This window comes from Microbacterium sp. SSM24 (assembly GCF_025989145.1).
GTDB lineage: Bacteria > Actinomycetota > Actinomycetes > Actinomycetales > Microbacteriaceae > Microbacterium.
Genome location: NZ_JAPDNQ010000001.1, coordinates 692490 through 717559 on the forward strand (window position 1 = coordinate 692490; position 25070 = coordinate 717559).

Below are 25070 nucleotides of genomic sequence, written 5' to 3' on the forward strand. Positions count from 1 at the left end.
TCAGGTCGCCGGAGCCGTCAGGTCAGCAGGAGCACGAGCGCCGTGGTCGCCGCGATCGCACCCGCCACCGCGCACAGCACCACGATCAGCACGCGGCGACGCGCCCGGGCGCGGGCAGCACGCTCCACACTCTCACGATCGAGCGCTTCAGCCGGCACATCGGCGACCGGCGGGCGCGGCGCAGCCGTCGCTCGCGGCACCCGCGCCGGGGCGTCGGCACGCGGTCGCATCGGCGCGCGCAGGGCCTCGGCATCCGGAACACGGGCCTCGCGCCCGAGCGTCGCCTCCTCAGGATCGGGAGCGGTCTCGCGCGACTGCGCGCGCTTCGGCGCGCGCAGGATCGTGTCCTCCTCCTCGGGGACAGTGTCGGCCGGAGGCGTGCGGCGCGAGACGACGGTGTCGTCGGCCGGCGGTGCGGAGAGCTCGGATGCCGCGCCGCGGGTCGACGGTGCGGTGTCGTCGGAGACATCGGGATCGAAGACCTGTCGCCGGACCGAGGCCGCCGTGGCTTCGTCGGGCTCGGCCTCGGGACGACGCCGCACCGACAGGGCAGTCGCCTCGTCGACCTCGGGCTCGGGCTCGGCCGCGGGACGACGCCGCACCGACAGGGCCGTCGCCTCGTCGACCTCGGGCTCGGGCTCGGCCGAGGGACGACGCCGCACCGACAGGGCCGTGGCCTCGTCGACGGGATCGGCGATCGGGCGCTTGCGGGTGGAGACCACCGTCTCCTCGTCCACCGGATGCTCGACGGGGCGCCGGCGATACGAGATCACCGTCTCGTCGGTCGCGAGCTCGTCGGACGCGCCGTGGCCGGTCGCGTCCGGCTCCTGCCCGTCGGCGCCGGGAACGGAGCCCCGGTCAGGGACGTCGGCAGCCGTCATCGGCTCGCATCGTCCGGCACGAGCCGGAGTTCGGCGTCACCGAGCAGAAGGCGGTCCTCCGTGCGGTGAGGCACCCCCGGGGTGATCTCGCGCTCGGAGCCGTCCGACGAGACCAGCACGGTGCCGTTGGTGGAGTGCAGATCGGTCACCGACCACATCTCGCCCTCGAGATCCAGCCGCAGGTGCGTCTTGGAGACGGTGCCGTCGTGGACCTCGATGAGCTGAGCGTTCGGGTACGCCTCGTTCGGCGACGGGCGACGACCCACGACGACGACCTCGGCGACGAGCGCCACCGACGATCCGGTCGGAAGCACGACCGACCAGTGCGTCGTGCGCCGGTTCGCTGCCCGTGTCTGATCGACGGCGCCGTCGGGAACATGGGGATGGACGTGCTGAGCCGACACCGAGGAGCGCGCCGCCTGCGGGCCGCCCGCGACCGGTGCCCCGAGGACCGCGGACACCTCACCGGAGGCCTCGGGGAAGGCGTCGGGCTCAGGCAGCGGCGAGCGCGCGGGCGACCACGGCTCGCGACGGGTCGCCGAGCGCGTGGCAGGCACGCGCGTCACGGCGGGCATGCCCGTGGCATCCGGCAGGTCGTCGTCATACGAGACGGCGGAGATCGGCGACGGCGCTCCCGCGACCGCCGCGGTGACCTCGCTGGTCAACTCGCCGACAGCCCCGAGGTCGAACCCGCCCCAGCCCTGATTGGCGCGCGCACGGGATGCCGGAGCCGGCGACGCGGGCTCGGCGAGAACGTCCTCGTTCGAGGGAAGAGGGGGCACCGGCGGCGCGGTCGGCGCAGCCGCGGGAGCAGCGGAGGGCAGCAGCGGAACGAACGAGATCGGCTCGTCGGGGGACTCGACGCGCGACGGTGCGGTCGGCGGCAGCGGCGGCGCGGGTGGCACCTCGTCGTCGGCAGGGGTCGCACTCGACGGGGCCCAGCCGTTCACCGTAGCGGCGGCAGGTGCGGGCATCGGCGGCGGGCCCGGCTCGGACGGCGCGAACGCGGCGCGGCCGTCGCCGGCGTCGCTCGTGGAACGCCGGACCCCGGCATCCTGCTCCGCACCGATCCAGCGCGCGGACCCGAATCCGAGCACCGTGGCCCACACCGGGAACAGCAGCGCGGCCAGCACCGTCATTCCGACGCCCAGGCCGAACGAGACGTTGACGCGGTAGCACGCGATGACCACGACCACCCACAGCGCGACCTGACCGGCGATCGGCACGAGCGCGAGGAGCACGAACCACCCGGAGAACCCGCCGAGCCTCAGCAGCACGACGATGTTGAGCACCGGGACCCAGGCCTTCCAGCCCTCTTCTCCCGACTTGCGGAACACGGCCGAGAGTGCGAGCGCCGTCCAGACGTAGAGCGCAGCGAACGCGGCAACGCTGAGCAGGATCGGCACGACCGCGGCCGAGGGATCGACGGTCATGGCGGCATCGACGGCATTCATGGCATCGGACGCGCGGGCTGCGGGGCCCGGCGCCTCCCCCTTTCGGCGAAGCGAGGTCCGGAGCCCGGGGTGGGCGCCAGATGTCGGACGAACGATCTCAACGATACGGCGGCGACGAGTCTGCGCCAGAATCCGCGCTCACGTGCGAGGAAGCGTCGCTGCTCCTCCACTGATCGCCAGTACTCCTCCGCATCGCCCGTCGTCTCGTCTCCGCTAGAGAATACGGCGCGATCGGCGATGACGGCGAGATCCCGCCCCGCCTGCGTGCCGAACACCTCGGCGAGCTCGCTGCGGGTGTGGGTCCGCGGCGCTTCGCGTCCGGCATCGACGGCGGCGTCGACGAACTCCTCCCAGCCTCCCGAGATCTGCACCGCCGGTGATCCGGTGCGACGGCGGGTGCGGCGGCGGGACGCCTTGGCCCCGATCACGATGAGGAACGGACCGAGCGCCAGACCCAGGATCAGCAGCACGACGCCGGTCGTGCGCAGCACCGGCCACAGCCATGCGAGGTCGAGCCCGGCATCGTCTGCCGCGGGATCGTTCGATCCCGTGTCCTCCTGGAGGGAGTCCGGCGGGACCACTTCCTCGACGGAGTCCGGGCGGACCTCGGTGACGACCTCCGGATCGCGCTGCTCGGTGACATCCAGACTCGGCGAGTCCGCGAACTGCGGTGTGACGTCGATCGGGATCCACTCGCCCCCGGCGGTATGCACCTCGGTCCAGGCCGTGAGGTCCTGCGCACGGCACACGCCCTCGTCGCACACCGCCAGCCCCGGACCCGCGTCCACCAGGCGCGCACCGAGCACGACCCGCGCCGGGAATCCGAGCTCTCGCGCCATCAGGGCGACGGCGACCGCGAACTGCTCGTCGTCGCCGACGGCCGCGACGTAGTTCCCGGAGGACTCGGCCCGCGGATCCGTCTCGCGCTCCAGCAGCCGCGCGAACATCGCATCGACGCGTGCCAGGGAGTGCCCGGAGGCACTCGGCTGGAACAGGTAGTCGGGCAGCGACTCGGTCCACACCGGCGCCGCCTCCCCGCGCGCGAGTCCGTGACTCAGATAGCCCCGCTCTCGCAGGAGCGAGACCAGGCCCGCGAGGGCCGCGCCGCCCGAGCCGGAGACGTGCGCGTCCATCCACGCCCGCATGCTGTCGGGTGCCGCAACAGCGGCGTCGACGCCTCCCGGAGGAACCGCATCGGCCAGATCGGGCGCCGCCGGCTCGACACCGCGAAGGGTGTAGCTGTCGCCTGCGATGAGGCCGCCGCCGGCCGTCTCCACACCCGCGGCGGCGGCCGCGTTGTAGTAGAACCGATCGGCGAGACTCGCGGCGCGGGATCCGGAGAATTCGACCGACGAGAGGCGGCCCGCCGTCGGCATCCAGATCCCCTCGAGTCCCCCGATCATCACCCGAGCCGTCAGAGGCGTCCCCTCGCCCGCGTCGAGGCTCGACGGCACCCGCACGAAGCGTCCGGCCTCGACGGCGCCCTCGCCGCCTGAGCGGAAGACCTCCCCGTCGTAGGCGTCGAGCGTTGCGAGGCGCACACGTTCGGGCAGGTCCGACGTGGAGTTCACCGTGAACAGGATGTCGTCCGCGCGCTCGTCGGCGAACAGAGACCGGTACTCGGCCAGCGGACTCACCGCCGCCGAGAGGTCGACCTCGGGGCCGATCGCGCTGCGGAGCACCTCGCGTTCCGCCCCGCGCGCGGCGAAGGGCACCACGCCGACCGCGACGATGAGGGCTCCCGCCACCATCGACGCGCCGAGAACGGTGCGTCGGCGGTCGGCCCGGGTGGGACGCCGTGAGACGCGGACACCGCTCGAGACGGCGGCGCGCTGGAGTGCGTGCACGCGCTCGTCGTGCGTGCGCCACGCGAGCCACAGCAGGCAGGCGAGGAGCGTCGCCACGCCGAGAGCGGTCTCGACGGGGGCGTACAGGGTGAGCGGGCCGATCACGAGCGGCGCGCTCGTCGAGGTGCGCCCGAAGAAGAGACCGAAGGACGTCATCGCGAGCGCGACCGGGATGGCGGCGTACGCCCAGCGGTCGGAGCGCCACGACAGCAGCAGGAGGACGCAGGTCCCGACGAGGAACACGACGAGCGCCGGAACGAGCAGGTTGCGGTAGGCCCCCACCGGCAGCTCGACGGTGACGAGGTCCTTCCAGGCCAGCACCACTCCGGAGGTCAGCTCGCCGACACCCCGCACGAGGTCGGCCGGCCCCCCGAGCCGCGACGGCACGGCGAGCGGTACGCCGAGCACGAGGAAGGCGGCCGCGAGCACGGCCGCGACGAGCCAGCCGCTCCAGCGGAAGCGGTAGGCCGCACTGGCGATCATCGCGGCCACGAGCGCGCTCACTCCGACGAGGAGCGCCACGTGCCACGAGCGGTAGATCGGCCACGCGGCGATGGCGGCGATCACCACGACGGCGGTCGTGAAGACCGCGCCGACGACCACGCTCGGCACCACTCGGGGCGCGCGGTCCACGACGGGCGCGGCATCCGTCGAGGCACTCATGAGGTCGCCCCCCTCAGCAGCAGACCCGAGAGGTCCTCGAGCGTGCCGACGGTGAGGACCGTGATGCCCGACAACGTCTGCATACGCGGGTGCGCGCGCTCGTCGCACAGCACGGCGACCACGGCCGTGTCGGCGGGGAAGGCCAGCGCCGCCTGCTGCAGGCGCGTGAGCGTCACCCGGGACCCGACGACGACGAACGCGATCGACAGACGGTCGCCGGACTCGGCGGTGAGTCGGCACACCTCGGAGACCGGCATCGTGTTCTCGAGCAGCTCGACGCCGCTGAAGCCGTCGAGCATCGGGCGCGGCGCGTCCGCGGGGATGCGGCGGATCGAGCGCAGTCGACCGCGCACGACGCGCGGGATCTCCGACCCCACCACGATCTCGACGTCGCGCGCGTCGCGGACCGCGCGCAGTCCGAGCGAGGCGGCGCAGCCGACGGCCAGTTCGAACTCGTCGGCGTCGGCGTACTCCTGCTCGGCGGCCGCGAGCACGACGGCCATCCGGGACCGCCGCGACTCCTCGTACTGCCGGACCATGAGCCGCCCGGTCTTCGCCGTCGACCTCCAGTGGATCTGCCGGCGCGAGTCGCCCGGCGCATACTCGCGGATCGCGTGGAACGACATGTCGGCGTCGACGAGCCGCCGCGTGGGGCTCCCCTCGAGGTCGCGGATGAAGCCGGCGCTCGTCGAGGGCAGCGACGTCGTGCGGGGGTGGACGTAGACCTCGTGCACGTCGTCGAACGCGTGCTCGCGGCGCAGCATCCCGATGGGATCGCTGCGGACCGTCGTCGCGGGGCCGACCGTGATGATCCCGCGGCGCAGACCGGGGATGTCCAGCGGCTGCGACACCGAATGCCCCGGGCGCAGCAGCGGCACCCCGAACTCGACCAGCCCGGCCCCCACCGGGATGTCCAGGCGCCCCGGCAGCGCGATGCGGTGCCCGTCGTTGCGCACGACGATGTCGCCCTCGATCCCGTCGCCGGCCACGACGCGCTCGTGCACGAGCGAGAGGCTCACGTCGTACGACCGCGCGCCGAAGAGGAAGGGAACGGATGCTGCGGCCAGCACGAGCGCCGCGGCACCGGCCACCATCCACTCGACCCAGCCGAAGACGATGCCCACACCGAGCCCGATCGTCGCGGCGACGATGACGAGCACGCCGGCCGGCCGCACGGTGCGCGCCGACCACGTGGCGGCCGCTGACGCACCCTTCGAGATCGCGCCCCACACGCCGGTCCACCACACGACGGCGCGCACGAGCGCGCGCCCGCGGCCGGGTGCCGCCACCGCGGTCTCGGTGACGTGCGTGCGGCCGTCGGCCCCGGTCGAGGCGGACGCGCGGGTGAGGCGGGACTCGGTCAGGCTCATACGGCCTCGCGGCGGCTGGGCGGGGCGACGTCGAGGAGCACCTGGCCGATGACGGCCTCCTGGGTGACGCCGTCGAACTCGGCTTCGGGGTGGAGGATCAGGCGGTGCGAGAGCACGGGGACGGCGAGCGCCTTGACGTCGTCGGGCGTGGCGTAGGTGCGCCCCTGCGACACCGCACGCGTGCGGGCGGCGCGCGTGAGGGCGAGGGCGCCGCGGATGCTGACGCCCAGCCGCACCTCGTCGGCGGACCGTGTGCTGTCGACGAGACGCGCGATGTAGTCGAGCACGAGCGCGTCGACGTACACCAGCCGGGCGAGGTCGGCCATGCCGACGAGCGACTGCGGGGAGAGGACCGGGTCGAGCGCAGCGGTCGCGACCGCTGCGCCGTCGAGGATGCGGACCGTCGCCGCGTGGTCGGGATATCCCAGCGACGCGCGCATCATGAATCGGTCGAGCTGGGCTTCGGGCAGGCGGTACGTGCCGGCCTGCTCGACGGGGTTCTGCGTCGCGAGCACGAGGAACGGCACACCGACCTGCCGCGAGACGCCGTCGATCGTGACGCGTCCCTCCTCCATGACCTCGAGGAGCGCCGACTGCGTCTTCGGGCTGGCGCGGTTGATCTCGTCGGCGAGCACGATGTTCGCGAAGATCGGGCCGGCGTGGAACTCGAAGACGCCCTCCTTCTGGTCGTACACGCTGATGCCGGTGATGTCGCCGGGGAGCAGATCGGGCGTGAACTGGATGCGCGTGTTCGTCCCCTGCACGGACTGGGCGACCGCGCGGGCGAGCGAGGTCTTGCCGGTGCCCGGCACGTCTTCGAGCAGCACGTGGCCGTCGCTGAGCATCGCGGTGAGCACGAGTTCGACGACGTGGCGCTTGCCCAGCACCGCGCGCTCGACGTTGTCGGCGATCTCCCCGAACGTCTGCGCGAACCAGGTCGCCTGCTCCTGCGTGATCGTCATGATGTCCTCTGCTGTCGGGCCGTGGGGGCTCAGGGGTTGGGGAGTGCGGGCGTGTTGGGGTCGCACACGGCGGAGAAGGTGGAGGATGCCGCGGCCAGCCCCCAGCCTCGGGAATCCCAGTTCACCGACACCGCGATGCCGTCGACGCGCACCGCGCCGAGCGGGACCGCCCAGGTGTCGGGCGTGCGCGGGAGCACGTTGTCGTTCTGGTCGTAGAACACCAGGCCCCCGTTGCCGAAGGCGAAAGCCGCAGCGGCGTCGGTGGAACTGCCGGCCGGTGCCAGGTCCGAACCGCCCACACAGCTCGCCACGCTCCACGTGGCCTGCACGGGGTAGGGCGCACTGCCGGCGCGCGCACTGACAGCGGCCCACGGCGTGGCCGTTCCCCAGAGCTCATGCACGTAGCGCACCTCGATGTTGGGATTCTGCCCCACGACCGACGTCGGCCAGCCGCGGAACTCCACGCGGTTGCGGTTCGGCAGGCGCTCGCTCGACTGCGGCGCATCGCGGATCACCCAGTCCGCGCGCTGTCCGTCGACGTTGGGGTCGGGCGCGACGGCGAACGTCCATCCGGTCGGCGCGCGACCGGATTGCACGGCGCGCACCTTCTCGGTCACGGTCGACGAGCCGAAGGCCTCGTCCTGCGACCACGACTCCGCGCACAGACGGAAGGTGTACTCGTTGCCGTCCTGAAGGCCGGGGAAGGTGGCCGTGTCGCCGCCGACCGTGGGCGTGCAGCGGTCGCCTTCCTGCACGATCCCGAAGCGGATGGTCGACCCGTCGCCATTTCGCAGCGCGGTCGCGCGGGCGGTGACGGTGGCTGTGCCGTTGCCGTTGGACTCCGAGCTCAGCGACAGCCGCGGGTCGAGCGGCGCACCGATGCCGTTGCCGCTGACCGTCACCGCGGCGCCGGACTCGCTCCCGCCGAGACCGGGCGGCAGGGCGAAACGCGAGAACGGCGTGACGGTGATGGGCGTGGCGGAGTTGGTGCCGACGCGGTACGACAGCACGTCGAGGCGCGTCTGGTTGCGGGAGAGCGGAATGCGCACGCGCTCACCGGTCGCGCTGTTGATCTCGACGCTGCCGGTCTCCGACGGCACCAGGCCCTCGATGGCGAGCGCCACCAGACCACCCTCGCCGGCGGTGACGACGGGGCGCACGGTCACGGCGGAGGGAGAGGGAGGCGTGTCGTATGCCCACGCCGCCGTCCGCACGCCGGTGCGGGACTCGCCCACCCCGTTCACGGCGAAGGCCTCGTAGGTGCGCTCTTCGCCGTTGGGCGCCTCGATCGCCGGGCAGGTCCCGTCCGCCGTGCACTGCGCCACGGTCTGACCGTTCCAGCGGACGACGAAGCCGGACAGCGCCGGGTACGCCTGTCGCGCCTCACCCGGGTCCACCCGCAGCGTCAGGCTCCCGTCCGCGTACGCGGACTGCGACACACTCGCCGGCGCCTTCGGGTAGCCGAGCAGATCCAGGAGCACCCGGCCATCGCGTTCGGCGTTCGTCACTCGCGACTGGGCGTCCCGCACCGAGAAGCTCGCGGTGCACGTCGCCCCCGGCGCTTCCGCAGACCACGACGCGAGCACCGATGTGGGAGAGACGACCCGGAACTCCACTCCGACGCACGCGCCCGTCGGCCGCACGTCGACCACCTCGAGGGGCGTGCGCGGCAGCGGGTTGACCTCGCCACCGGCGCCGATGACCGCGATCGTGCACGACGAGCCCGAAGCCTGCGAGCACTGCTGCACGGCGGAGCCGCCCTGGGGAAGGGTCGACGGCGCCGCGCCGACACGCAGGATGAGGCGCACCGACGCCACCAGCGGATGACTGGTGACGGTGACGATGGCCGCCTCCTCATTCCCGGGAACGGCGCGGTCGGCGCCGGTGACGGTCACCGTCGAGCCATCGAGCGACACGTCGAAGGCGGAGCCCGAGTAGTCCAGCTTGTACACGATGCCGGCCCAGTCCTCGCGCAGCTGCCACGTCGTCAGGTTCCGAAGGTCGAAGGTCGCCGTCTCGCCGGGGCCGACCGTCATCGATCCGGGACGCAGCACCGGCTGCGGATCGAGGGGGGTCACGGTGATCGGCACAGACAGGTAGGTCCAGTCGTCCTGGCCCTCGAGCCGGACCGGCACCTGGCAGGAGTCCACCCACGGGGCACCCGCCCCGGAGTCGTACCGCACGGTCGTCCCCGATTCGAGGCGGCACTCCGCCTCTTCCCGGGCGCCCGACGCGCGCAGGTCGCGACCCACCTCGATACGGCTCCCCCGCGGCTTGCCGACGAGGTCGGTCATGTCGAACGAGACCGATTCGAGCTCGGTCACCTCGGGTGTGGAGACGCCGGCACGCAGCGCGAGCGCGAGGTCGTCGTCGCCGGGTACCCGCAGGAACGCGTACGTCGTGACCTCGCCGGAGGATCCCTCGCCCGTCACCGCGAACGGGATGACGCGGGTCTTCGCGGGGAGCGGACCGCTCAGCTCCCAGCCGTCCGCGGAGACCTCGTCGGCGTCTCCCCAGAGCGAGAGCGAGAGACCGGAGACGTCGCCGCCCGACCAGGTCGCCTTCCCTTCGAGCACGTCGACGCCGTCCGGGAAGTCCTCACGCGTCTCGGCGGTGAGACTCGTGTCGGCGACGACCGGATAGTCCGGGACGCTCTCGCGCACCACCTCGACAACGATGAGGCCGCGACCGGTGTTGCCGGAGCTCGACTCGATGTCGTACAGGAACGACATCGTGGTCGGCTCCGTGCCCGCCGCGATCACCACGGTGCTGTCGTCTCGCTCCTCGATCCGTGCGGCGAGGCGCGCGAACTCGGGATTGTCGCTCCCGTCCATGAGCGTCTCGGGAAGATCCGGTCGCACGTCGGTGATCTCGAGGCTGCCCAGCGTCGGATCGACGTCGTTCGCGAGCGGGCTCACGCGGATCCTGCTGTCGCCGCCCGCCTGCACCTGCACGTAGTCGGTGAAGGTGATCGGGCTGGGGTTCGCCTCGCTGTCGAGCACGCCGATGCGCACGGTCGCCTCGCCGGTCTTGCCGAAGGCGTCGACGACCCGGTAGCGGAACGACACCTGGCCGCTGTCCCCCGGCACGCTCGAGTAGACGATGGACGACCCGTCGGCCGAGATCGCCGCGCCGCCGCGCTCGGGCTGAGACACGATGCGGTCCAGCGTCACGACATCCCCGTCGGGGTCCATGCCGAAGCCGTCGAACGCGATGACGGCCGACTGGCCGCTCAGTGCGCGGCCCTCGAGCGTGTCGGGGACCGGTGCGCGGTTGGTGTCGTCCGCCAGCACCCGGATGCGGACGGTCGCCGTGTCGGCGAGCGCCGGCGCGCCGGTCGTGAACACGGAGTAGTTCACCCCGTACTCGCCCGGCTTGCTCGGGGCCAGGTAGCGCAGCAGGTCGCCCGAGGCGAAGGCCAGCGCTTTATCGGTCGTCGAGACCACCGTCGCCGGGTTCAGCGTCGGACGGCCGCCCGCCGGGGAGATGTCGTTCTCGAGCACGGGGATGTCGATCTGCGCACCGGCGCGCACGACGACGGTGTCGTCGACCGCGATCGGCGCGAGCTCGGGCGCCGGCGGGAGCAGGTAGACCGTCGCCTCCCCCTCGACGCTCGAGCCGCGATCCTCCGTGCCGTCGCTCACGATGTAGCGCACGGTGCCCAGGCGCCCGGCCGCCCCGGTGGCGGTGCTGCCGGAGACGCGCAGGTTGTTCTGCCCGACACCGTCCACGGACAGGGTCGCACCGTCGTCGGCGGTGGCGACGACGTCGCTCAGCAGCAGCACGCGGCGCGTGGGATTGGACACCGCCGCGAACACGTCGAGTGTCGCGTCCTCCTGCGGATGGACGAACGCCACGACCGGCGACGTCGCCAGATCGGCGGGTGCGTCCGCGGGGAGCAGCGTGATGCGGGCCGTGCCGGTCGCGTCCGTCGTGCCGTCCGTCACGGTGAAATCGACCTGGAACGTCCCCGCCGACTTGGCGGAGAAGTCGAACGACGTCGTGCCGTCGACCACGGTGGCCGTCGCGGCGGCGTCGTCGAGAACACGCACCGAATCGAGCGCGAGCCGCCCGGCCGTGCCGGTGACGTGGGGTGCGACGTCGATCGTGAGCGAGGCATCCGCTCTGTCCACCACGGCGAACGACTGCGCGTGCAGCTGGGGCTCGGGCGACACCCGAACCAGCAGCGACTTCTCGGCGGTCATGCCCTCGGTGTCCGAGACCGTCACGACGAGCTCGACGAGCTCCTCGCCGCCCGAGCCGTCGTCGTCGTGCTGGTAGACCACGTCTCCCGAGGGTGTGGCGGCCACGCTCCCGCCGCCGGTCGTGTCGACGACGGACAGCAGCAGAAGGGGGTCGCCCTCCGGGTCGACCCAGCCGGGCAGCACCGGCACGGTGACCGTGCCCCCGCGGGCCACCTCCGGCTCGGGCCATTCGACGAGGCAGCGCTCGACGCCGCACCACTGCGGGGCCGAGTCGACGGATGCCGCCACCGCCGTGAGCGTGACGGTGGTCGGCTTCGACAGCAGCCCCGCCTCGGAGGTCCCGTCGGTCACGGCGTACGAGAACGTCGCCGAACCCGTCGCGCCGGGCGTGGTCCGGATGGCCAGTCGCTGCCCGTCGTCCGTGATCGAGACGGCGCCGAAGCCAGGATCGAGTCCGGTCACCGACGCCGGATCGATGCTCAGCACGTTCTCGTTCGGGTCGTGGTCGTTCATGAGCACGGGCAGCGAGGTCAGACTGCCGGCCCGCACCCCGAAGGCATCGGGTTCGGCGATCGGCGGCTTGGGATCGAGGACGACCGGCAGCTGCTCTTCGCTGGGGACGGCATCCGGATCGACGCGATCGTCGAGCGACCAGTCCTGACTCGAGGGGATGAGGGTCCCGTCGGGGACCGACCACGCCCACCCCGACCGGGTCTCGTTGAGGATGACGGACCCGCCGCCGCTGACGAAGGTGGGACGTCGCTGGTCGGGCAGCGTCTTGGCCCCGTAACCGAGCACGACGGGCTCGGCATCCGATCTCCACAGCACGCCGCCCGCGTCCCCCTGGGCGAGCCAGGCCGCGTACACCGTGCCGTCGTGCACGATCGGTCGGGCCGGGGTTCCGAACACGGTGCCGGTGCCGCCGGTCTCGATGTCGAAGTCGGAGCCGTCCGCCGGCACCCGGATGAGGGCCGTCTCGTCGGCCAGGTACATGTCGGTGCCGGCGGCGTCGGGCTCGCCCACGACCACGGCGCCGGTCGTCGGCGCCTGCGCGGGCGACTCCGCTCCCCGCAGCCACACGTCACCGTCCTCCGCGTCCACCACGGCCCACACGTCGCCGGCGGACGTGATCTCGGGTGCGGCGAGACCTTCCGCGGTCAGAGGATCGCGGCCCTGCACCTCGCCCGAGCCGACGTCGAAGCGAAGGACCGATCCGTCCTGGCGCGAGTAGGCGAACAGGATGCCGCGCTCGTCCACCGCGATCGCATCGGCCGTGTACTGCGGGGCGTTCTCGTCGTCGGAGGGGAACGGGTCGAGCTGCGTGGGCTCCCCCGTCGACAGGAGTCCAGCGAACACGGCCCCCACCTCGGTCCGGTACGCGACGAAGTCGCCGGCGGTCGCGATGTCGGTGGTGCCGGCCGGCGTGGATTCCGAGGCGCGCAGCGCCTCCTCGTCCAGATCGGTGGGCAGGGCCTCGTCGATCCGCGTGACCTTCGAGTAGCTGTCGCTGAACACGTACGCGGCGTCACCGGTCTGCACGACCTGATCGGGGTTGCTGATGGCGCGCACCGTGTCGAGCTCGTCCACCGCCGCGTTCACGCGCGCGTAGCGGCTGCCCTCGCCGGTCTGCAGCGCCCACACGGCGGTGTCGACCTCGGGGGTCTCCTGCGCATCGAGCCCCGGCCAGACGACGCTCGCCACGACGACCACGGCGATGGCCGCACCGGCCGCGACGAGCCCGGAGGCCGTGCGACGCCGCATCACAGCACTCCCGTCGCGAAGAGCGTGACGAACACGGCGCCGACGGCGACGACGGCGCATGCGACCGCGCCGACGATCCACGGCACGGGGCTCCGGCGTCCCGGCGCGGGCGACGCGAAGTCGGTCTCCTCGTCGCGCGCGAGCTCGGAGACCCCGGTCGACGCACGGCGCTTGCGGGTGAGGTCGCGCTCGAGCTGCGACCGCGTCGGACCGCGCAGCGCCGAGTCGCCGAAGTCCACGGGAGCGGATGCCGGTGACCACTCCTCGTCGGGAATCTCCAGCGGCGTCGGCGACAGCCCGAGCTCGGTCTGCACCTCGCGCAGCGCGTCGGCGAACGCCCGGGCCGACTCCTGGCGGCGCCCGGGATCACGGTTCATCGCCGTCGCGAGCACCGCCTGCAGGGACGCGGGCACGTCGGCGCGGGTGATCTCCGTGTAGCTCGCTCGCGCGATGCGCCGGCGCAGCATGTCCTTCGTGTTCTGGCCGCGCTCGCGCCGCTCGAAGGGGCTGTGGCCCGCGAGCAGCGAGTACACCGTGGCCCCGAGGCTCCACACCTCGCTCGCGATCGACCCGGCGGTCTGCTCGGCGACGACCTCGGGAGCGCTCCACGGGATCGACATCGCCATGACCTCGTCGGTGCTCCGCTGGATGAGGGAGGACGAGATGCCGAAGTCGGCGAGCACGGGCGTGCCGAAGGTGGTGATGAGGATGTTGCTGGGCTTGACGTCGCGATGCACGAGTCCGGCCCGGTGCGCGGACTCCAGCGCACCGGCCATGCGCACGCCGATCGCGAGGACCTCGCCGACCGGGATGCGCTCGATGCGGTACCGCTGCGCGAGTGAGCCGGGGCAGAACTCCATGACGATGTACGGCCGGCCGTCCGCGGAGATCCCGGCCTGATAGACGGTCACGATCGACGGATGCGCCGACAGGTGGGCGAGCACGTCGGCCTCGGCGTTGAACATGCGCCTCAGGTCGGGATCGCGCACGTCGCTCGGCATGACCTTCACCGCGACGTTGCGGCGCGGCATGTCCTGTTCGTAAAGGAAGACGTCGGCGAATCCCCCCGATCCGAGGGGCCGGATGTAGGCGAGGCCCGGAAGGATGGGCGGCGCGGACGGAAGCCTGGTCGCCACGACACCTCCCCCGAGTCCGTTCCGCCGGGACTCCGGCGTGCCGACAGCACAGCAAACCCGGCCATGCTAACAAAATCACACATCACGAGCCTGGGCATGGACCCCGAGCTGACGCAGGAAAAGCCTTTGTTTTCCTCAGCCGCCCGGGGACGGATCGTGCGGGTCGAACGGAGCGTCGAGGGAGCGGGTGAGCTCCTCGAGCATCGCTTCGATCTGCGGTTCGACGTATTCGGTGATGGCGGCCTGGATGCGCAGACGATGGTGCAGCAGGATCGTGCACACCTCGCGGCCGACCATGTTCGCGTAGTCGTCGGCGAGGCCGACCTCCTGCCGCAGTGCCGCCTTGGCCTCGTCGCTCAGTGGCGGGAGATCGGGCAGGTCGGCATCGGCCTCGTCGGCGAGCCCCGAGATCGTGAAGAGGAACGGGGCGCCGGGCACCGGATCGGGATCGAGCGGAAGGCCCTCGTACTCCGGCTCGAGATTCTCGGCCGGCCGATACGTGCGCGTGCGATTCCGGGCGGCCTGCTGGTCGAGTTCCGCCTGCAGCATGGGCAGGTTCATCGACGTGTACTCGGCGACCGCACGGTCGACGATGGTCTTCATGCGCGTCGACAGGCCGTGCTGCACGCCGTGCGGGACGTCGGCCCCGAGTCCGGCCGCCGACAGCACCGGCGAGCCGAAGCAGCGGCGGCACGGCGCCACGCGTCCGCGGTGGGTGGCCGGCTCCCATCGGGGCAGCCACGCCAGCCAGGCGTCCACCGCCTGGCTGACCTGCGTCTCGAGAGAGCGCTCCACAGCGTCAACGGTAGTACCGGGAAGCCCTCATCGACGGGATTCCGCAGATCACACCCCGAGAACGGAGGATGCCGCGGCGAGCATCACTCGTCGAACTCGTCCTCCCACGGCCACCGCGGCCGGCTCGCGCGGGTGCGCACGAGGGCGATCCCGCTCCACGAGCACACGAAAGCGGCTGCCGCGACGACGAGCCCGAACCACGTCGTCGCGATGCGGCCGGCGATGGCGCCGGCCACCGCGACATCCGCGCCCGTGACGACGGCACCGAACCAGAGTCCTCCGACATAGCCCAGGTAGGTCGCAGCCGTCGTCCACGCCGATCCCCAGTACGACGCCGGCGACCGGCGCACGGAGGTCCACAGGCCCGCGGCGAACGCCAGCGTCGCCACGGTCGTGGCGACGATTCCGGGGGTCTGCCCGAGCCCGGGCGTCGCGACCACATCCTCGCCGATGGCGAGGCTCGTCATCCCCAGGCCGAAGATCAGCAGCGCGACGAACGCGGCCGTCGCGAACACGAGCGCGGTCACGGGGCGGACCGGTCCGCCTTCGGACTGCGCGGGGCCGGACATCTACTGACGGACGAGCTGCGGCCCCGCCTCGAGCGTGCGCTCGTACTCGCGCTGCGCCTCGACGTTGAGCTCGGTGACCCGCTTGGCGCGCGCGGCAGCCCATGCGCCGAACCAGACGGTGAGCTCACGGCCGATGATGAAGGCCGCGATGGCGCCCGGCGCGAGTACGTGGTCCGCCATCAGCGTGGCGCCCTCCGAGGCGGTGATGTTCCAGAACTGCTCCTGGAAGAGCACGCCGAGCAGGTATCCGCCCCACGATGCGAAACCGACGAGGAGGCCGAAGATGACCCACGAGCCCCAGCGTCCGCGGTTGATGATGGCGCCGAGCAGCCAGAACGCGATGAAGAAGACGACGACCGGCACCCACAGCACCCAGGAGGTGACGGTCGTGAGCGCGACGTCGGCGACGTTCGCACCGGTCAGCTCACCCGAGAGCGCCGCCAGACCCAGCCACACGGCGATGTAGAGCACCGCGAACGAGAGCGCGGCCACGAGGCCGATCGCTCCCGCGGCGGCCCGATTGCCGCGGGGCCGGGGAGCTTCCGGCGCCTGCACGAAGATCGGCTGCGGTGCGACGGGCGATGCCGCGACCACCGCCGGCTCGGCGACCGGCTCGCTCGGCGTGACGGCGGGCGCGACCGCGACGGTCTCGGCCGTCGGCTCGTAGGCGGCGACGGCGGGCGCGTCGTAGACAGCGGTGTCGGATGCCGCAGCCGGCGCCGACTGGTAGTCCAGCGCGGAGGCCTCGGGCGAATCCCACGGGTCGGCCTCGACGGGAGCCGGCGCGGTGTCGGCGACGGGCGCGTCGGTGGCGGGCGCGTCGGCATTGTCGCTGCGCGCGGCCTCGGCCTCGGCGAGTCCCTCGTGTGCGCGACCGACGACGTCGTCGACGGGTGTCGGGTCGTCGACCGGCTCGCCGTAGGAAGACTTGGGGTCACTCATCGCAGGCACTCCTCACGCGAGGGTTACGACCTCGCAGTGCGAGGGTAGCCCGCGCGTCGCGATGCGCCGTGGAGGCGTGCCGGTCATTCGACGTGATCAGCCGAACACGGATCGCTCGAGACGGGCGCCGTAGTCGTCCGGATGCCACGAGCGCTCGGTCGTCGCGAGCCACAGCCCCTCGCGGAGCACGTGCGTCTCGACGATCTCGCCGGCTGTCCGCGTGCAGCGGACGATGCCGTCGCCCGCGGTGCACGCGAATCCCTGGCCGCGGAGCGCGGCCTCCCCGAGCCCTGATGCGTCCGCCGCGATCGCCGAGAGGGTCGAGACCACGGCACGTCCCTCACGATCGCTCCACGCGCACGACACGCGCACCTGCGGCGCGAGCACCTCGCCGAGGGCCGGAACCTCGGTGGGTGGGGCATCGAAGGTCTGGTCGAGGATCGTGCGGCCCTGCCAGGTCATCTCGTTCCAGAGACTGTTGGAGTACAGGGCGCGGCAGTCAAGCGGGTCGCCGGCCAGCGCACGGCGCGCCGCGGTGTCGCCGGCGGACGGCGCCGGCTGCGGGTTCGTCGCGTTTCGCAGCATCTCACCCGTCCACGCGACCGTCACGGGAACCATCGGCAGCGACATCCAGACCAGTGCGGCGACGATCCCGACGCAGATGAGGCCCACGGGCGCGGCGATCCACGAATTGCGCCCACTCACGCGTGCCATGGCCCCCACCACCTTCCTCATCCACGGTACGTCGGGACGAGCGGAAGCCACCGCACGGCGCGCACGAACCACGAAGGGCCCTGGGGTGGTGACTCGAGTTCTCTGTGTTCTCCCTCGGGCACGTCATGAATGTACGAGGGAGCGACAACCTCGGGCCGATGTTCGTTCGCCAGCGCCGCACTGCGCGCGTCTCTCCTGACGACAACATGACTACCTCGGCGGGTGAGTCGGGCAAGAAGCTGCCGCCCCGCTTAACCTGTGCGTGTACCGTCGCCATCCTTCGGCTTGCTGCACGTCGGCTTCCACAGAGGCGCCACGCCAAAGAACCGACTCGTCGCAATCACAATCACCGGCGTGACCAGCCCAACGAAGATCGCCTTCTGCAACCAGTCGATCGGCGCGATCAGCCCCATCACGATGAGGATTGCTGCGGTGAGTCCAGCGCTGGAGGAAAGAAAGGCACAAACCTTCTGTCTCACTGCGCTCTCCGCCCGCCAGCCGCACGACAGCCCGGAATGCTCGCGCTACCGGGGTGCAGCGTCTCCGGACTCATCCCCTGCAGCCCGGCCACGTGACGGACCGCGCTCATCATCGTCGCGTGCGACGCAGCCACTGGTCGCGGCGAACTCGTAGCTGAGCTGATGCCCGGGAATGTTCGCGGTGACCAGCCGACCCGCCGCGTCATATCCGTACGTGGACGGGCACTCTTATGTCTCGGCGATGGGGGGAGGTGTGGGGTCGCCCAAAGCACGGGCCTGCAGGAATGCGGCGTTGCTCTCGTCGATGCGGTCCTGGCGAAGGAGCAAGAGGCCTAAGTTGTAGGCCGCGTGCGCGTCGCCGGTCTCGACTCCTTCACGGTATGCGTCCTCTGCAGCAGCCAGATCTCCGGCGGCCTCTTCTTCGAGTATTCCCAGCTGAATTGCCGCACCATAGGCGCCGGCCCTTACCAATTGTCGCAACAGAGACTGCGCGGTGCCGACATCTCCGTTCACCCGTAGCGCCTTCCCGTACGCAACACCGAATTCGTGGTGCGAAGAGAAGGCAGTCGCCAACAACTTCAAGGCATACGCCGGCTCGTCCGTTTCAAGTAGAGACTCGCCGAGAATACCGCTGAGCCAGGCACGGTGGTCACCGGTAAAGTCGTCGGGTCTTATCCATTGGACAGCCAGCTCGGGCAACCCGAACCACGCGAGAGCCTCCCCAACGGCGGCGGCCGCATCTGGGGACCCAGCAGTTGCCGCCACCGAGAATATGGTCAGGGCTTCGAGTTCCTGTCCGTCTAGCCCCCAGACCGCCACACCGAGGTTGTAGAGCGCTTGGTCCCTGGTAGCGGCCTGCAGCACTGTGTCGATCTGATCCACACTCAATACATACGGCGCCTCGTCGAGGCCGACGCCACTCCGACTGTCGCTGCGACGAAGTAGCTCAATCGCGTCGTCGTAGTCGCCACGCGCCATCGCGTCTGCGAACGACCGAGATGTCATCGGGGCGCTCCCCGTCTACCAGGCAAACCTGGTTGGCGAAATCGCGATCATGTTGCCTCTCCGATTCTGGTTGGGCTTGAAGTTGGGCTTTTCACGCCCGCCATGGGACTGGGCATCCTCATGCTTCTGCGGTGGCTTGCCGTTCTTTGTGGACCCGTGACCAGCTCTATCGCCATTTCGAGATGGTTGCTTCTTGCGATGAGCCATCATCATGATGTTCGCGCTTATCACGGTGGCGGCCCTGGAAGGGAACATTGCCACATCCGAAATGGCGCGGCCAACATCCCCCATCCACTGCTGCACGCCGGGATCTGAAAGCACGATCACGCTTACTACCACGCCGCCCCCGACGATCAAGAACAACGGGCTCGTGATTACGGCGATCGCTGCTCCAATCACCACCGGCACCGCTTCGCCACTCAGGTCCGACTCATTCACCGGGTCGGGTGGCCAAACGTAGTCGTTCTGAACGCCGCCTTCGATGGGGTCGACTTGGAGGAATCGGCCGAGCGCGGCGACGTAGAGTCGGGCGCCCATCTCGATCACCGTGGTCGACCCGACCGTCGAGGCTTGCTTGAGCGCACCCTGGTGCCAGCCGGTGTTGCCGGTGAGGGTGCCGGTGTCGTCGGCGATGGTGGTGCCGATCGCGAGCGTGGCCGGGTCGAGAGGTTGCCCGAACGGGTCCCACATCATCAGCCCGGCACTGGTGGTGGTACCGGTGCGGGTCAGCAGGGTGTGGCCCTGCAGGTTCGGGAACGACCACGTCGGGCTGGCACCTGTCGTGATGGTTGTGGACACCCCACCGGGCAGCGCGACGGTGCGGGTGAGGGTGGACCCGGTGACCTGCCCCCACGCGGCATCCGCCGACCCGGCATACAGGTACGTCGTCGTCACCGCCGACCCGGTCACCGGGGTCGTGGTGGACTGGATGATCCGCCCCGCCACGTCCCGCACATACGCGACCGTGGCACCGCCCGCATAGGTCGTGCCCACATGCCGGTTCGCGGCGTCGTAGGTGAACGTCATGTCGGCGAGGCGCACCGTGTTCCCGCGGGCGTCGTAGACGATGTCCGCGGGCGCGAGCCCGGCTGTGACCGCGTTGGCCCCGACAACGGGGTTCGTGACCGACGAGGACAGCAGCCGGTCGGCGTGGTCGTAGCAGTACGACGTGGACGACTCCACCACCCCCGCACCAGGCGCCGTGTACCTGTCGATCAGCAGCGTCCGGTTCCCCGACTTGCCCGCGTGCCCATTCACGCACCCCACCGCGGCACCGAACCCGTAGCTCAGCTCGTGCCCGGGAATGTTCGCGGTGACGAGCCGGCCCGCCGCGTCATACCCGTACGTCGAGGTCCCAGTCGTGGTCCCTCGGGTGGTGGTGTGCTGCACGATGCGACCGGACTGCGACCGCGCCACCGTATCGGTGACCGTCTCACCCCCGACGGTCCAGGTGTGCCCGATCGTGCGGCCCGCAGCGTCCCGCGCCACCGCCGACAACGCGTCCCCCGTCGCATAGGTCACCGACTGCAGCTCTTCGTACGCGTCGTCGTAGGAGACGGTGGCCAGCGCGGGACCATCATCTTCGGTGACGGACTCGACCTTGCCGTCGAGGTCGTAACTGAAGCCGAGCTCTGTTGCGGGCATCCCGTGCCGGTTCGTGGCGACCTTCTCCACTCGCCCGGTCTGCGGGTGGTAGGTGGTGACCGTCACCGTGCCCGGCTCGGCGCCGGAGATGCTGGTGACCGCGGTGCCGCCGGTCGCTGTCGCCGGAGCAACAGCCCGGCCGCGCGACTCTCGCCGGGAGGATTACGAAGGTGCCCACACAGCGGCGCCGAGCCAGCAGTGCCCACGTACGTCACGAGCTGAGTCCCCAGCGGCCACAGATCGCTGACTCGACCAGATTAAAGTTGCCCACCGCCCGGACTGAGAGCCGTAACGCTCGGTGAGCCCCTCAACGCGCGGCGCTCGCTTCTGCCCGGAGGTGTGCCCACGCGAGTTCGGCGCCGGTGAGAGCGTGGCTCTGAATGCAAGCAATGGTGCCGCCGACACGACGTCTACCAGGCTGGACCACAGCGGGGTAGACGGGAAGCAACGACGATCGGCAGGGCGCAAGGGTAGCCACGCCAGAGCTGACCGTTCGGGGGCGAGCGTGTCGTGAAGGCATGGCGGATCAACCGGATCACAGTAGCCTCAGACCAGCGAGCTCGCGAGTGGCCTGCCACCCGACGTCAGCCACGCGGGTTACCGAGAGTATTGCGCCGACGCGTGCAGGTATGAGTCGCATCAACCCCGGGATTCTGCGACTTCAGCCTGGTTGCAATCCCAGCGCGGTTCGCATTTCGCGTGCGATTCGAAGCGCTCGATTCCGCGTGTTAAATGTTGCGGGGAACCATCGCAGGCGACCGTCGAGCGTCTTAAACTCCAACATTGCAACGCGCCCCGCGAAAGGAATCCACCCAACCGCGAAGCCGAGCAATCCGGTGTAATTGACAAGCGCTACATCGACGACGTCGCCTTCCTGCAAACGATAGTCCCTGAACCACGACCGGATCCGGACCTGTCCAGGGCACAAGTCAACACCCATAAACCAAGGTCGAATCATCATGAACCCAAATAGAACTACTAAAGGAAGCCCCAGCCACAAGTTCGACGCGCCCCAGGCACCGACGGCACTCGCGAGCAAGAACAGCGCACCGAGCGTTCCACCGCCGACGCGAGCGCCAGTCGCGGACCCCGTCAGGCGTTTCACCGTCTACACCAGCCTGAATCGGAAGCTCGTGAAGCTGAATCTGATGCGATGCGCCAGTGGTTGAACGGGGGCTGCGGCCGCCGATGACGTGACGTGACCAGCAGCGTTGGAGGACCACCTTATCGCGCGGTCCACATCTCTCCTGATCGAACGAATCGTCTGGCGGGATGGTTTCGCTGCTGCGACTCCCACATGCGCCGTCCTCGTCGCGATGGCGCCCGCCGCCAAGGTTCTCATTCCCCGCGCCAGCGCACCGGCACCGACAGCGCCGGCAGCGGCAGTACCGAGCGCCAGCATCGCCTCACCCGCCCTCCCCTGAACAGCATAAGCAAGAGTTTCGACAAGCCCGCAAGCGGCACCGACCACGCCAGGAACAAAACCGCACGCCGTAAGCAACGTCTGCCCGACCACGGAGTCAGTGAGAGCACGCCCCCAGTCATCCCACCACGCGCGTCCGCTGAGGTCACTCTTCCCGATGGGGTCGGGTGGCCAGACGTAGTCGTTGTCGACACCGCCTTCGATGGGGTCGACTTGGAGGAATCGGCCGAGTGCGGCGATGTAGAGTCGGGCGCCCATCTCGATCACCGTGGTCGTCCCGACCGTCGAGGCTTGCTTGAGCGCACCCTGGTGCCAGCCGGTGTTGCCGGTGAGGGTGCCGGTGTCGTCGGCAGTGGTGGTGCCGATCGCGAGCGTGGCCGGGTCGAGGGGTTGCCCGAACGGGTCCCACATCAGCAGCCCGGCACTGGTGGTGGTGCCGGTGCGGGTCAGCAGGGTGTGGCCCTGCAGGTTCGGGAACGACCACGTCGACTCGCTCCCGGTGGTGATGGTTGTGGACACCCCACCGGGCAGCGCGACGGTGCGGGTGAGGGTGGACCCGGTGACCTGCCCCCACGCGGCATCCGCCGACCCGGCATACAGGTATGTCGTCGTCACCGCCGACCCGGTCACCGGGGTCGTGGTGGACTGGATGATCCGCCCCGCCACATCCCGCACATACGCCACCGTGGCACCATCCGCATACGACGTGCCGACATGCCGGTTCGCGGCGTCGTAGGAGATGTAGAGTCCCGCGCGGTCCTGCTCGCGCCTACTGCGGGTCGCAGGGCCAAACGAGTTTGAACTGGCCTGGTCGCGCGAGCCCCGTCGCATGTATCTGTTCGACGAGCTCAGACGTGTAGTACGCGACTCCTCTCGGGGCTTCGGCAAGTCGAAATGCCCGGGCACCACTCAGCGCCTCAGGTACGAAACTGGGACGCCGAACTGCCATGACTCGCCCATCGGAGAACCGCCTGATCTCCGATCGATCGGCGTTCAGTGCGCCCTCCAGGAGATAGGCGCTGAAAACCGCGAGTTCGTCCTCACCGGCAGCGAGCGGGCGGATGAGCCCAGAAGGATCGAGGAGCGGCCCAATGACGTCGATCGCTTCAGCTCGCAGGACAAGGACCTGGCCAGTCCATGCAGGGAGATTCGTGTACCCCCACGGCCGGTGCCGTTCGTCTGCCCGGGCGATCTCGACGGGCGGAGGCACCCAGTTCGAGCCGTCATCGGTGATCGCCAACTCTATCGCTTGCTCTAGCGACTCCCACCTCTCACTGACCACCATCTGGGTGCGCTCAATCGCAACCGACTCGAAGACGTCTTGACACTCGCTCACGGATATCCCCCGGAGAGCAAGTCTGCCCTTATGCGACTAAGAATCTCCATCGCTTCCGTGCGAGACGTAGCAGCAGCGAGTGCGTTGTTCACGCCGGCGTAGTACGCGTTCGTGTGCAGAGTGGAGTGCACAGCCGCGCCGTCTGGGTTCAAGGACTTGACACTCCGCGGAAGGAAGACACCGTTGGTGATGTTGAGCCGCTGCAGGGTCGCTCGAGCCGCCTGCGCGGCCATCGCCCTACCCGCAACGATGTGGTGCGCGGCGGACTGTGCCGTCCTGACGATCCCCGACTTCATCTTCCGCCTTCGACGTTTCCAACGAGTCTCAAGCATCGGGAACAAGCGCATTGAGCGCGTCGGCAATGCGGACGCTGCGCCGACGGCCGCACATGGTCGCTGGAAGCGAGCGCCCACCCCTACCGCGCATCGCAACATCGATCTGATACGCGCCGACGCCGAAAAGCTCGGCCGGGACGAATCCACTCCACCAGCCTTGATACGGCAGGTCGGTGAAGGCGACCACATTCTCGAACCGAAAGCGGTATGTCCGCAGGTAGGAGCGCACGACGAACTCCTCCATGGTCCAACTGGCGCGCACACGGAGGGCGAGGGCGAACAGACAGACCCATACCGCGATGATCGCACCCCACCACCACTGATAACCCACGGCGAGCGTCACCACAACGATCACCGCAAGCCAGCCCAGACTGACCACCCGCGGCCAGTTCCCGATGCTCCTGAGATCAGCTTTCAACTGGTCCGGCGTTGGATCACTAGACAGCACGGAACTTCCCTCCTCCCCTGCCCGGGGAGGGTCTTCCCGAGGACGGCAGCAACGATACCCCGAATCGAGATGCGCCATCGCTAACGATGTTCTCGACTCCCGCGACCTGCCACTTCGTGCGGCGCACATAAGCCTGCTGGGTGGCGCGCACCGCCCGACCATACGCGGCGCGCGTAGGCAGGGTTCGAGCCAACGCCGCGGCCTTGGCCGTCGCCTTGATCCCCAGTTTGATCGCCGCCCCGCCCAGGCCCCCGAGCGCCGCGCCTCCAATCGTCAGGAGACCCTCGGCTACCTTGCCCTGAGCAAAATACGCGATGGCAGTTGCGGCTCCACAGGCTTGTCCGAGAATGGGGATGAATCCGCACGCAACCATCAGGGTTTCACCAACCGGATTGTCGGTGAAGAAGTCCCAGAACATCCCGGTGAGGTCGTGTTTGTTGATGGGGTCGTTGGGCCAGACGTAGTCATTCTCCCCGCCGCCTTCGATGGGGTCGACTTGGAGGAACCTGCCGAGTGCGGCGACGTAGAGTCGGGCGCCCATCTCGATCACCGTCGTCGACCCGACCGTGCCGGCTTGCTTGAGCGCACCTTGGTGCCAGCCGGTGTTGCCGGTGAGGGTGCCGGTGTCATCGGCAGCGGTGGTGCCGATCGCGAGCGTGACCGGGTCAAGGGGTTGCCCGAACGGGTCCCACATCATCAGCCCGGCGCTGGTGGTGGTACCGGTGCGGGTCAGCAGGGTGTGTCCCTGCAGGTTCGGGAACGACCACGTCGACTCGCTCCCGGTGGTGATGGTTGTGGACACCCCACCGGGCAGCGCGACGGTGCGGGTGAGGGTGGACCCGGTGACCTGCCCCCACGCAGCATCCGCCGACCCGGCATACAGGTACGTCGTCGTCACCGCCGACCCGGTCACCGGGGTCGTGGTGGACTGGATGATCCTCCCCGCCACATCCCGCACATACGCCACCGTGGCACCATCCGCATAGGCAGTGCCGACATGCCGGTTCGCGGCGTCGTAGGTGAACGTCATGTCGGCGAGGTGCACCGTGTTTCCGCGGGCGTCGTAGGCGACGAGCGGATTCCCGCGGCACAGCGCGCACG

19 protein-coding genes are annotated in these 25070 nt (G+C 70.1%); all 19 read right to left on the reverse strand.

All coding sequences use genetic code 11. From position 1 onward, the window contains the following. Positions 1-17 precede the first annotated feature (17 nt). Positions 18-881: a hypothetical protein gene (locus tag OL358_RS03310; RefSeq protein ID WP_264708500.1), complete on the reverse strand. Its 864-nt coding sequence runs from the start codon at positions 879-881 to the stop codon at positions 18-20. Further along, entirely contained in the window at positions 878-2314 is a 1437-nt protein-coding gene (locus OL358_RS03315) for a DUF5684 domain-containing protein (RefSeq protein WP_264708501.1), read from the reverse strand. Before OL358_RS03315 ends, OL358_RS03310 begins: the two co-directional genes overlap by 4 nt. A gap of 17 nt (positions 2315-2331) precedes the next feature. After that, on the reverse strand, positions 2332-4845 hold the full coding sequence (locus OL358_RS03320; RefSeq protein ID WP_264708502.1) for a transglutaminase-like domain-containing protein: 2514 nt from the start codon (positions 4843-4845) through the stop codon (positions 2332-2334). Then, positions 4842-6215, reverse strand: coding sequence for a DUF58 domain-containing protein (locus OL358_RS03325; protein ID WP_264708503.1), 1374 nt, complete (start codon positions 6213-6215; stop codon positions 4842-4844). The genes OL358_RS03320 and OL358_RS03325 overlap by 4 nt, the downstream gene beginning before the upstream one ends. Then, positions 6212-7177 carry an AAA family ATPase gene (locus OL358_RS03330; protein WP_264708504.1) on the reverse strand — a complete coding sequence of 322 codons (966 nt, stop codon included), beginning with the start codon at positions 7175-7177 and terminating at the stop codon, positions 6212-6214. The genes OL358_RS03325 and OL358_RS03330 overlap by 4 nt, the downstream gene beginning before the upstream one ends. A 29-nt stretch (positions 7178-7206) precedes the next feature. Further along, a complete protein-coding gene (locus OL358_RS03335) occupies positions 7207-13143 on the reverse strand; it encodes an Ig-like domain-containing protein (protein WP_264708505.1) in 5937 nt (1978 codons plus the stop codon). Then, on the reverse strand, positions 13143-14279 hold the full coding sequence (locus OL358_RS03340; RefSeq protein ID WP_264708506.1) for a serine/threonine-protein kinase: 1137 nt from the start codon (positions 14277-14279) through the stop codon (positions 13143-13145). The genes OL358_RS03335 and OL358_RS03340 overlap by 1 nt, the downstream gene beginning before the upstream one ends. A 135-nt stretch (positions 14280-14414) precedes the next feature. Beyond that, entirely contained in the window at positions 14415-15074 is a 660-nt protein-coding gene (locus OL358_RS03345; RefSeq protein WP_264708507.1) for a spermidine/putrescine ABC transporter substrate-binding protein, read from the reverse strand. An 83-nt stretch (positions 15075-15157) separates the two neighbouring features. Beyond that, on the reverse strand, positions 15158-15643 hold the full coding sequence (locus tag OL358_RS03350; RefSeq protein ID WP_264708508.1) for a hypothetical protein: 486 nt from the start codon (positions 15641-15643) through the stop codon (positions 15158-15160). Beyond that, positions 15644-16585: an ABC transporter gene (locus OL358_RS03355; protein WP_264708509.1), complete on the reverse strand. Its 942-nt coding sequence runs from the start codon at positions 16583-16585 to the stop codon at positions 15644-15646. A gap of 96 nt (positions 16586-16681) precedes the next feature. Next, complete coding sequence (locus OL358_RS03360; RefSeq protein WP_264708510.1) at positions 16682-17299, reverse strand: hypothetical protein; 618 nt, start codon at positions 17297-17299, stop codon at positions 16682-16684. A 251-nt stretch (positions 17300-17550) separates the two neighbouring features. After that, on the reverse strand, positions 17551-17778 hold the full coding sequence (locus OL358_RS03365; protein WP_264708511.1) for a hypothetical protein: 228 nt from the start codon (positions 17776-17778) through the stop codon (positions 17551-17553). A 228-nt stretch (positions 17779-18006) separates the two neighbouring features. Continuing rightward, on the reverse strand, positions 18007-18783 hold the full coding sequence (locus tag OL358_RS03370; RefSeq protein WP_264708512.1) for a tetratricopeptide repeat protein: 777 nt from the start codon (positions 18781-18783) through the stop codon (positions 18007-18009). Positions 18784-18798: 15 nt separating this feature from the next. Next, positions 18799-20493 (reverse strand): hypothetical protein, encoded by a 1695-nt coding sequence (locus OL358_RS03375; protein WP_264708513.1) that lies wholly within the window; start codon positions 20491-20493, stop codon positions 18799-18801. A 1042-nt stretch (positions 20494-21535) separates the two neighbouring features. Continuing rightward, entirely contained in the window at positions 21536-22534 is a 999-nt protein-coding gene (locus OL358_RS03380) for a hypothetical protein (protein WP_264708514.1), read from the reverse strand. A gap of 85 nt (positions 22535-22619) precedes the next feature. Then, positions 22620-23186 (reverse strand): hypothetical protein, encoded by a 567-nt coding sequence (locus OL358_RS03385; RefSeq protein ID WP_264708515.1) that lies wholly within the window; start codon positions 23184-23186, stop codon positions 22620-22622. Next, positions 23183-23620 (reverse strand): AHH domain-containing protein, encoded by a 438-nt coding sequence (locus OL358_RS15840; RefSeq protein WP_413631492.1) that lies wholly within the window; start codon positions 23618-23620, stop codon positions 23183-23185. The genes OL358_RS03385 and OL358_RS15840 overlap by 4 nt, the downstream gene beginning before the upstream one ends. Next, a complete protein-coding gene (locus OL358_RS03390; RefSeq protein ID WP_264708516.1) occupies positions 23511-23969 on the reverse strand; it encodes a hypothetical protein in 459 nt (152 codons plus the stop codon). The genes OL358_RS15840 and OL358_RS03390 overlap by 110 nt, the downstream gene beginning before the upstream one ends. Then, complete coding sequence (locus OL358_RS03395; RefSeq protein WP_264708517.1) at positions 23959-25014, reverse strand: RHS repeat-associated core domain-containing protein; 1056 nt, start codon at positions 25012-25014, stop codon at positions 23959-23961. Before OL358_RS03395 ends, OL358_RS03390 begins: the two co-directional genes overlap by 11 nt. Positions 25015-25070 lie beyond the last annotated feature (56 nt).

What these genes read in the sequence shown, in the direction of transcription:
- OL358_RS03310 (WP_264708500.1), bottom strand. Translation starts at nt 881, where the DNA reads ATGACGGCTGCCGACGTCCCTGACCGGGGCTCCGTTCCCGGCGCCGAC.
- OL358_RS03315 (WP_264708501.1), bottom strand. Translation starts at nt 2,314, where the DNA reads ATGACCGTCGATCCCTCGGCCGCGGTCGTGCCGATCCTGCTCAGCGTT.
- OL358_RS03320 (WP_264708502.1), bottom strand. Translation starts at nt 4,845, where the DNA reads ATGAGTGCCTCGACGGATGCCGCGCCCGTCGTGGACCGCGCGCCCCGA.
- OL358_RS03325 (WP_264708503.1), bottom strand. Translation starts at nt 6,215, where the DNA reads ATGAGCCTGACCGAGTCCCGCCTCACCCGCGCGTCCGCCTCGACCGGG.
- OL358_RS03330 (WP_264708504.1), bottom strand. Translation starts at nt 7,177, where the DNA reads ATGACGATCACGCAGGAGCAGGCGACCTGGTTCGCGCAGACGTTCGGG.
- OL358_RS03335 (WP_264708505.1), bottom strand. Translation starts at nt 13,143, where the DNA reads ATGCGGCGTCGCACGGCCTCCGGGCTCGTCGCGGCCGGTGCGGCCATC.
- OL358_RS03350 (WP_264708508.1), bottom strand. Translation starts at nt 15,643, where the DNA reads ATGTCCGGCCCCGCGCAGTCCGAAGGCGGACCGGTCCGCCCCGTGACC.
- OL358_RS03355 (WP_264708509.1), bottom strand. Translation starts at nt 16,585, where the DNA reads ATGAGTGACCCCAAGTCTTCCTACGGCGAGCCGGTCGACGACCCGACA.
- OL358_RS03360 (WP_264708510.1), bottom strand. Translation starts at nt 17,299, where the DNA reads ATGGCACGCGTGAGTGGGCGCAATTCGTGGATCGCCGCGCCCGTGGGC.
- OL358_RS03370 (WP_264708512.1), bottom strand. Translation starts at nt 18,783, where the DNA reads ATGACATCTCGGTCGTTCGCAGACGCGATGGCGCGTGGCGACTACGAC.
- OL358_RS15840 (WP_413631492.1), bottom strand. Translation starts at nt 23,620, where the DNA reads ATGTTGCGATGCGCGGTAGGGGTGGGCGCTCGCTTCCAGCGACCATGT.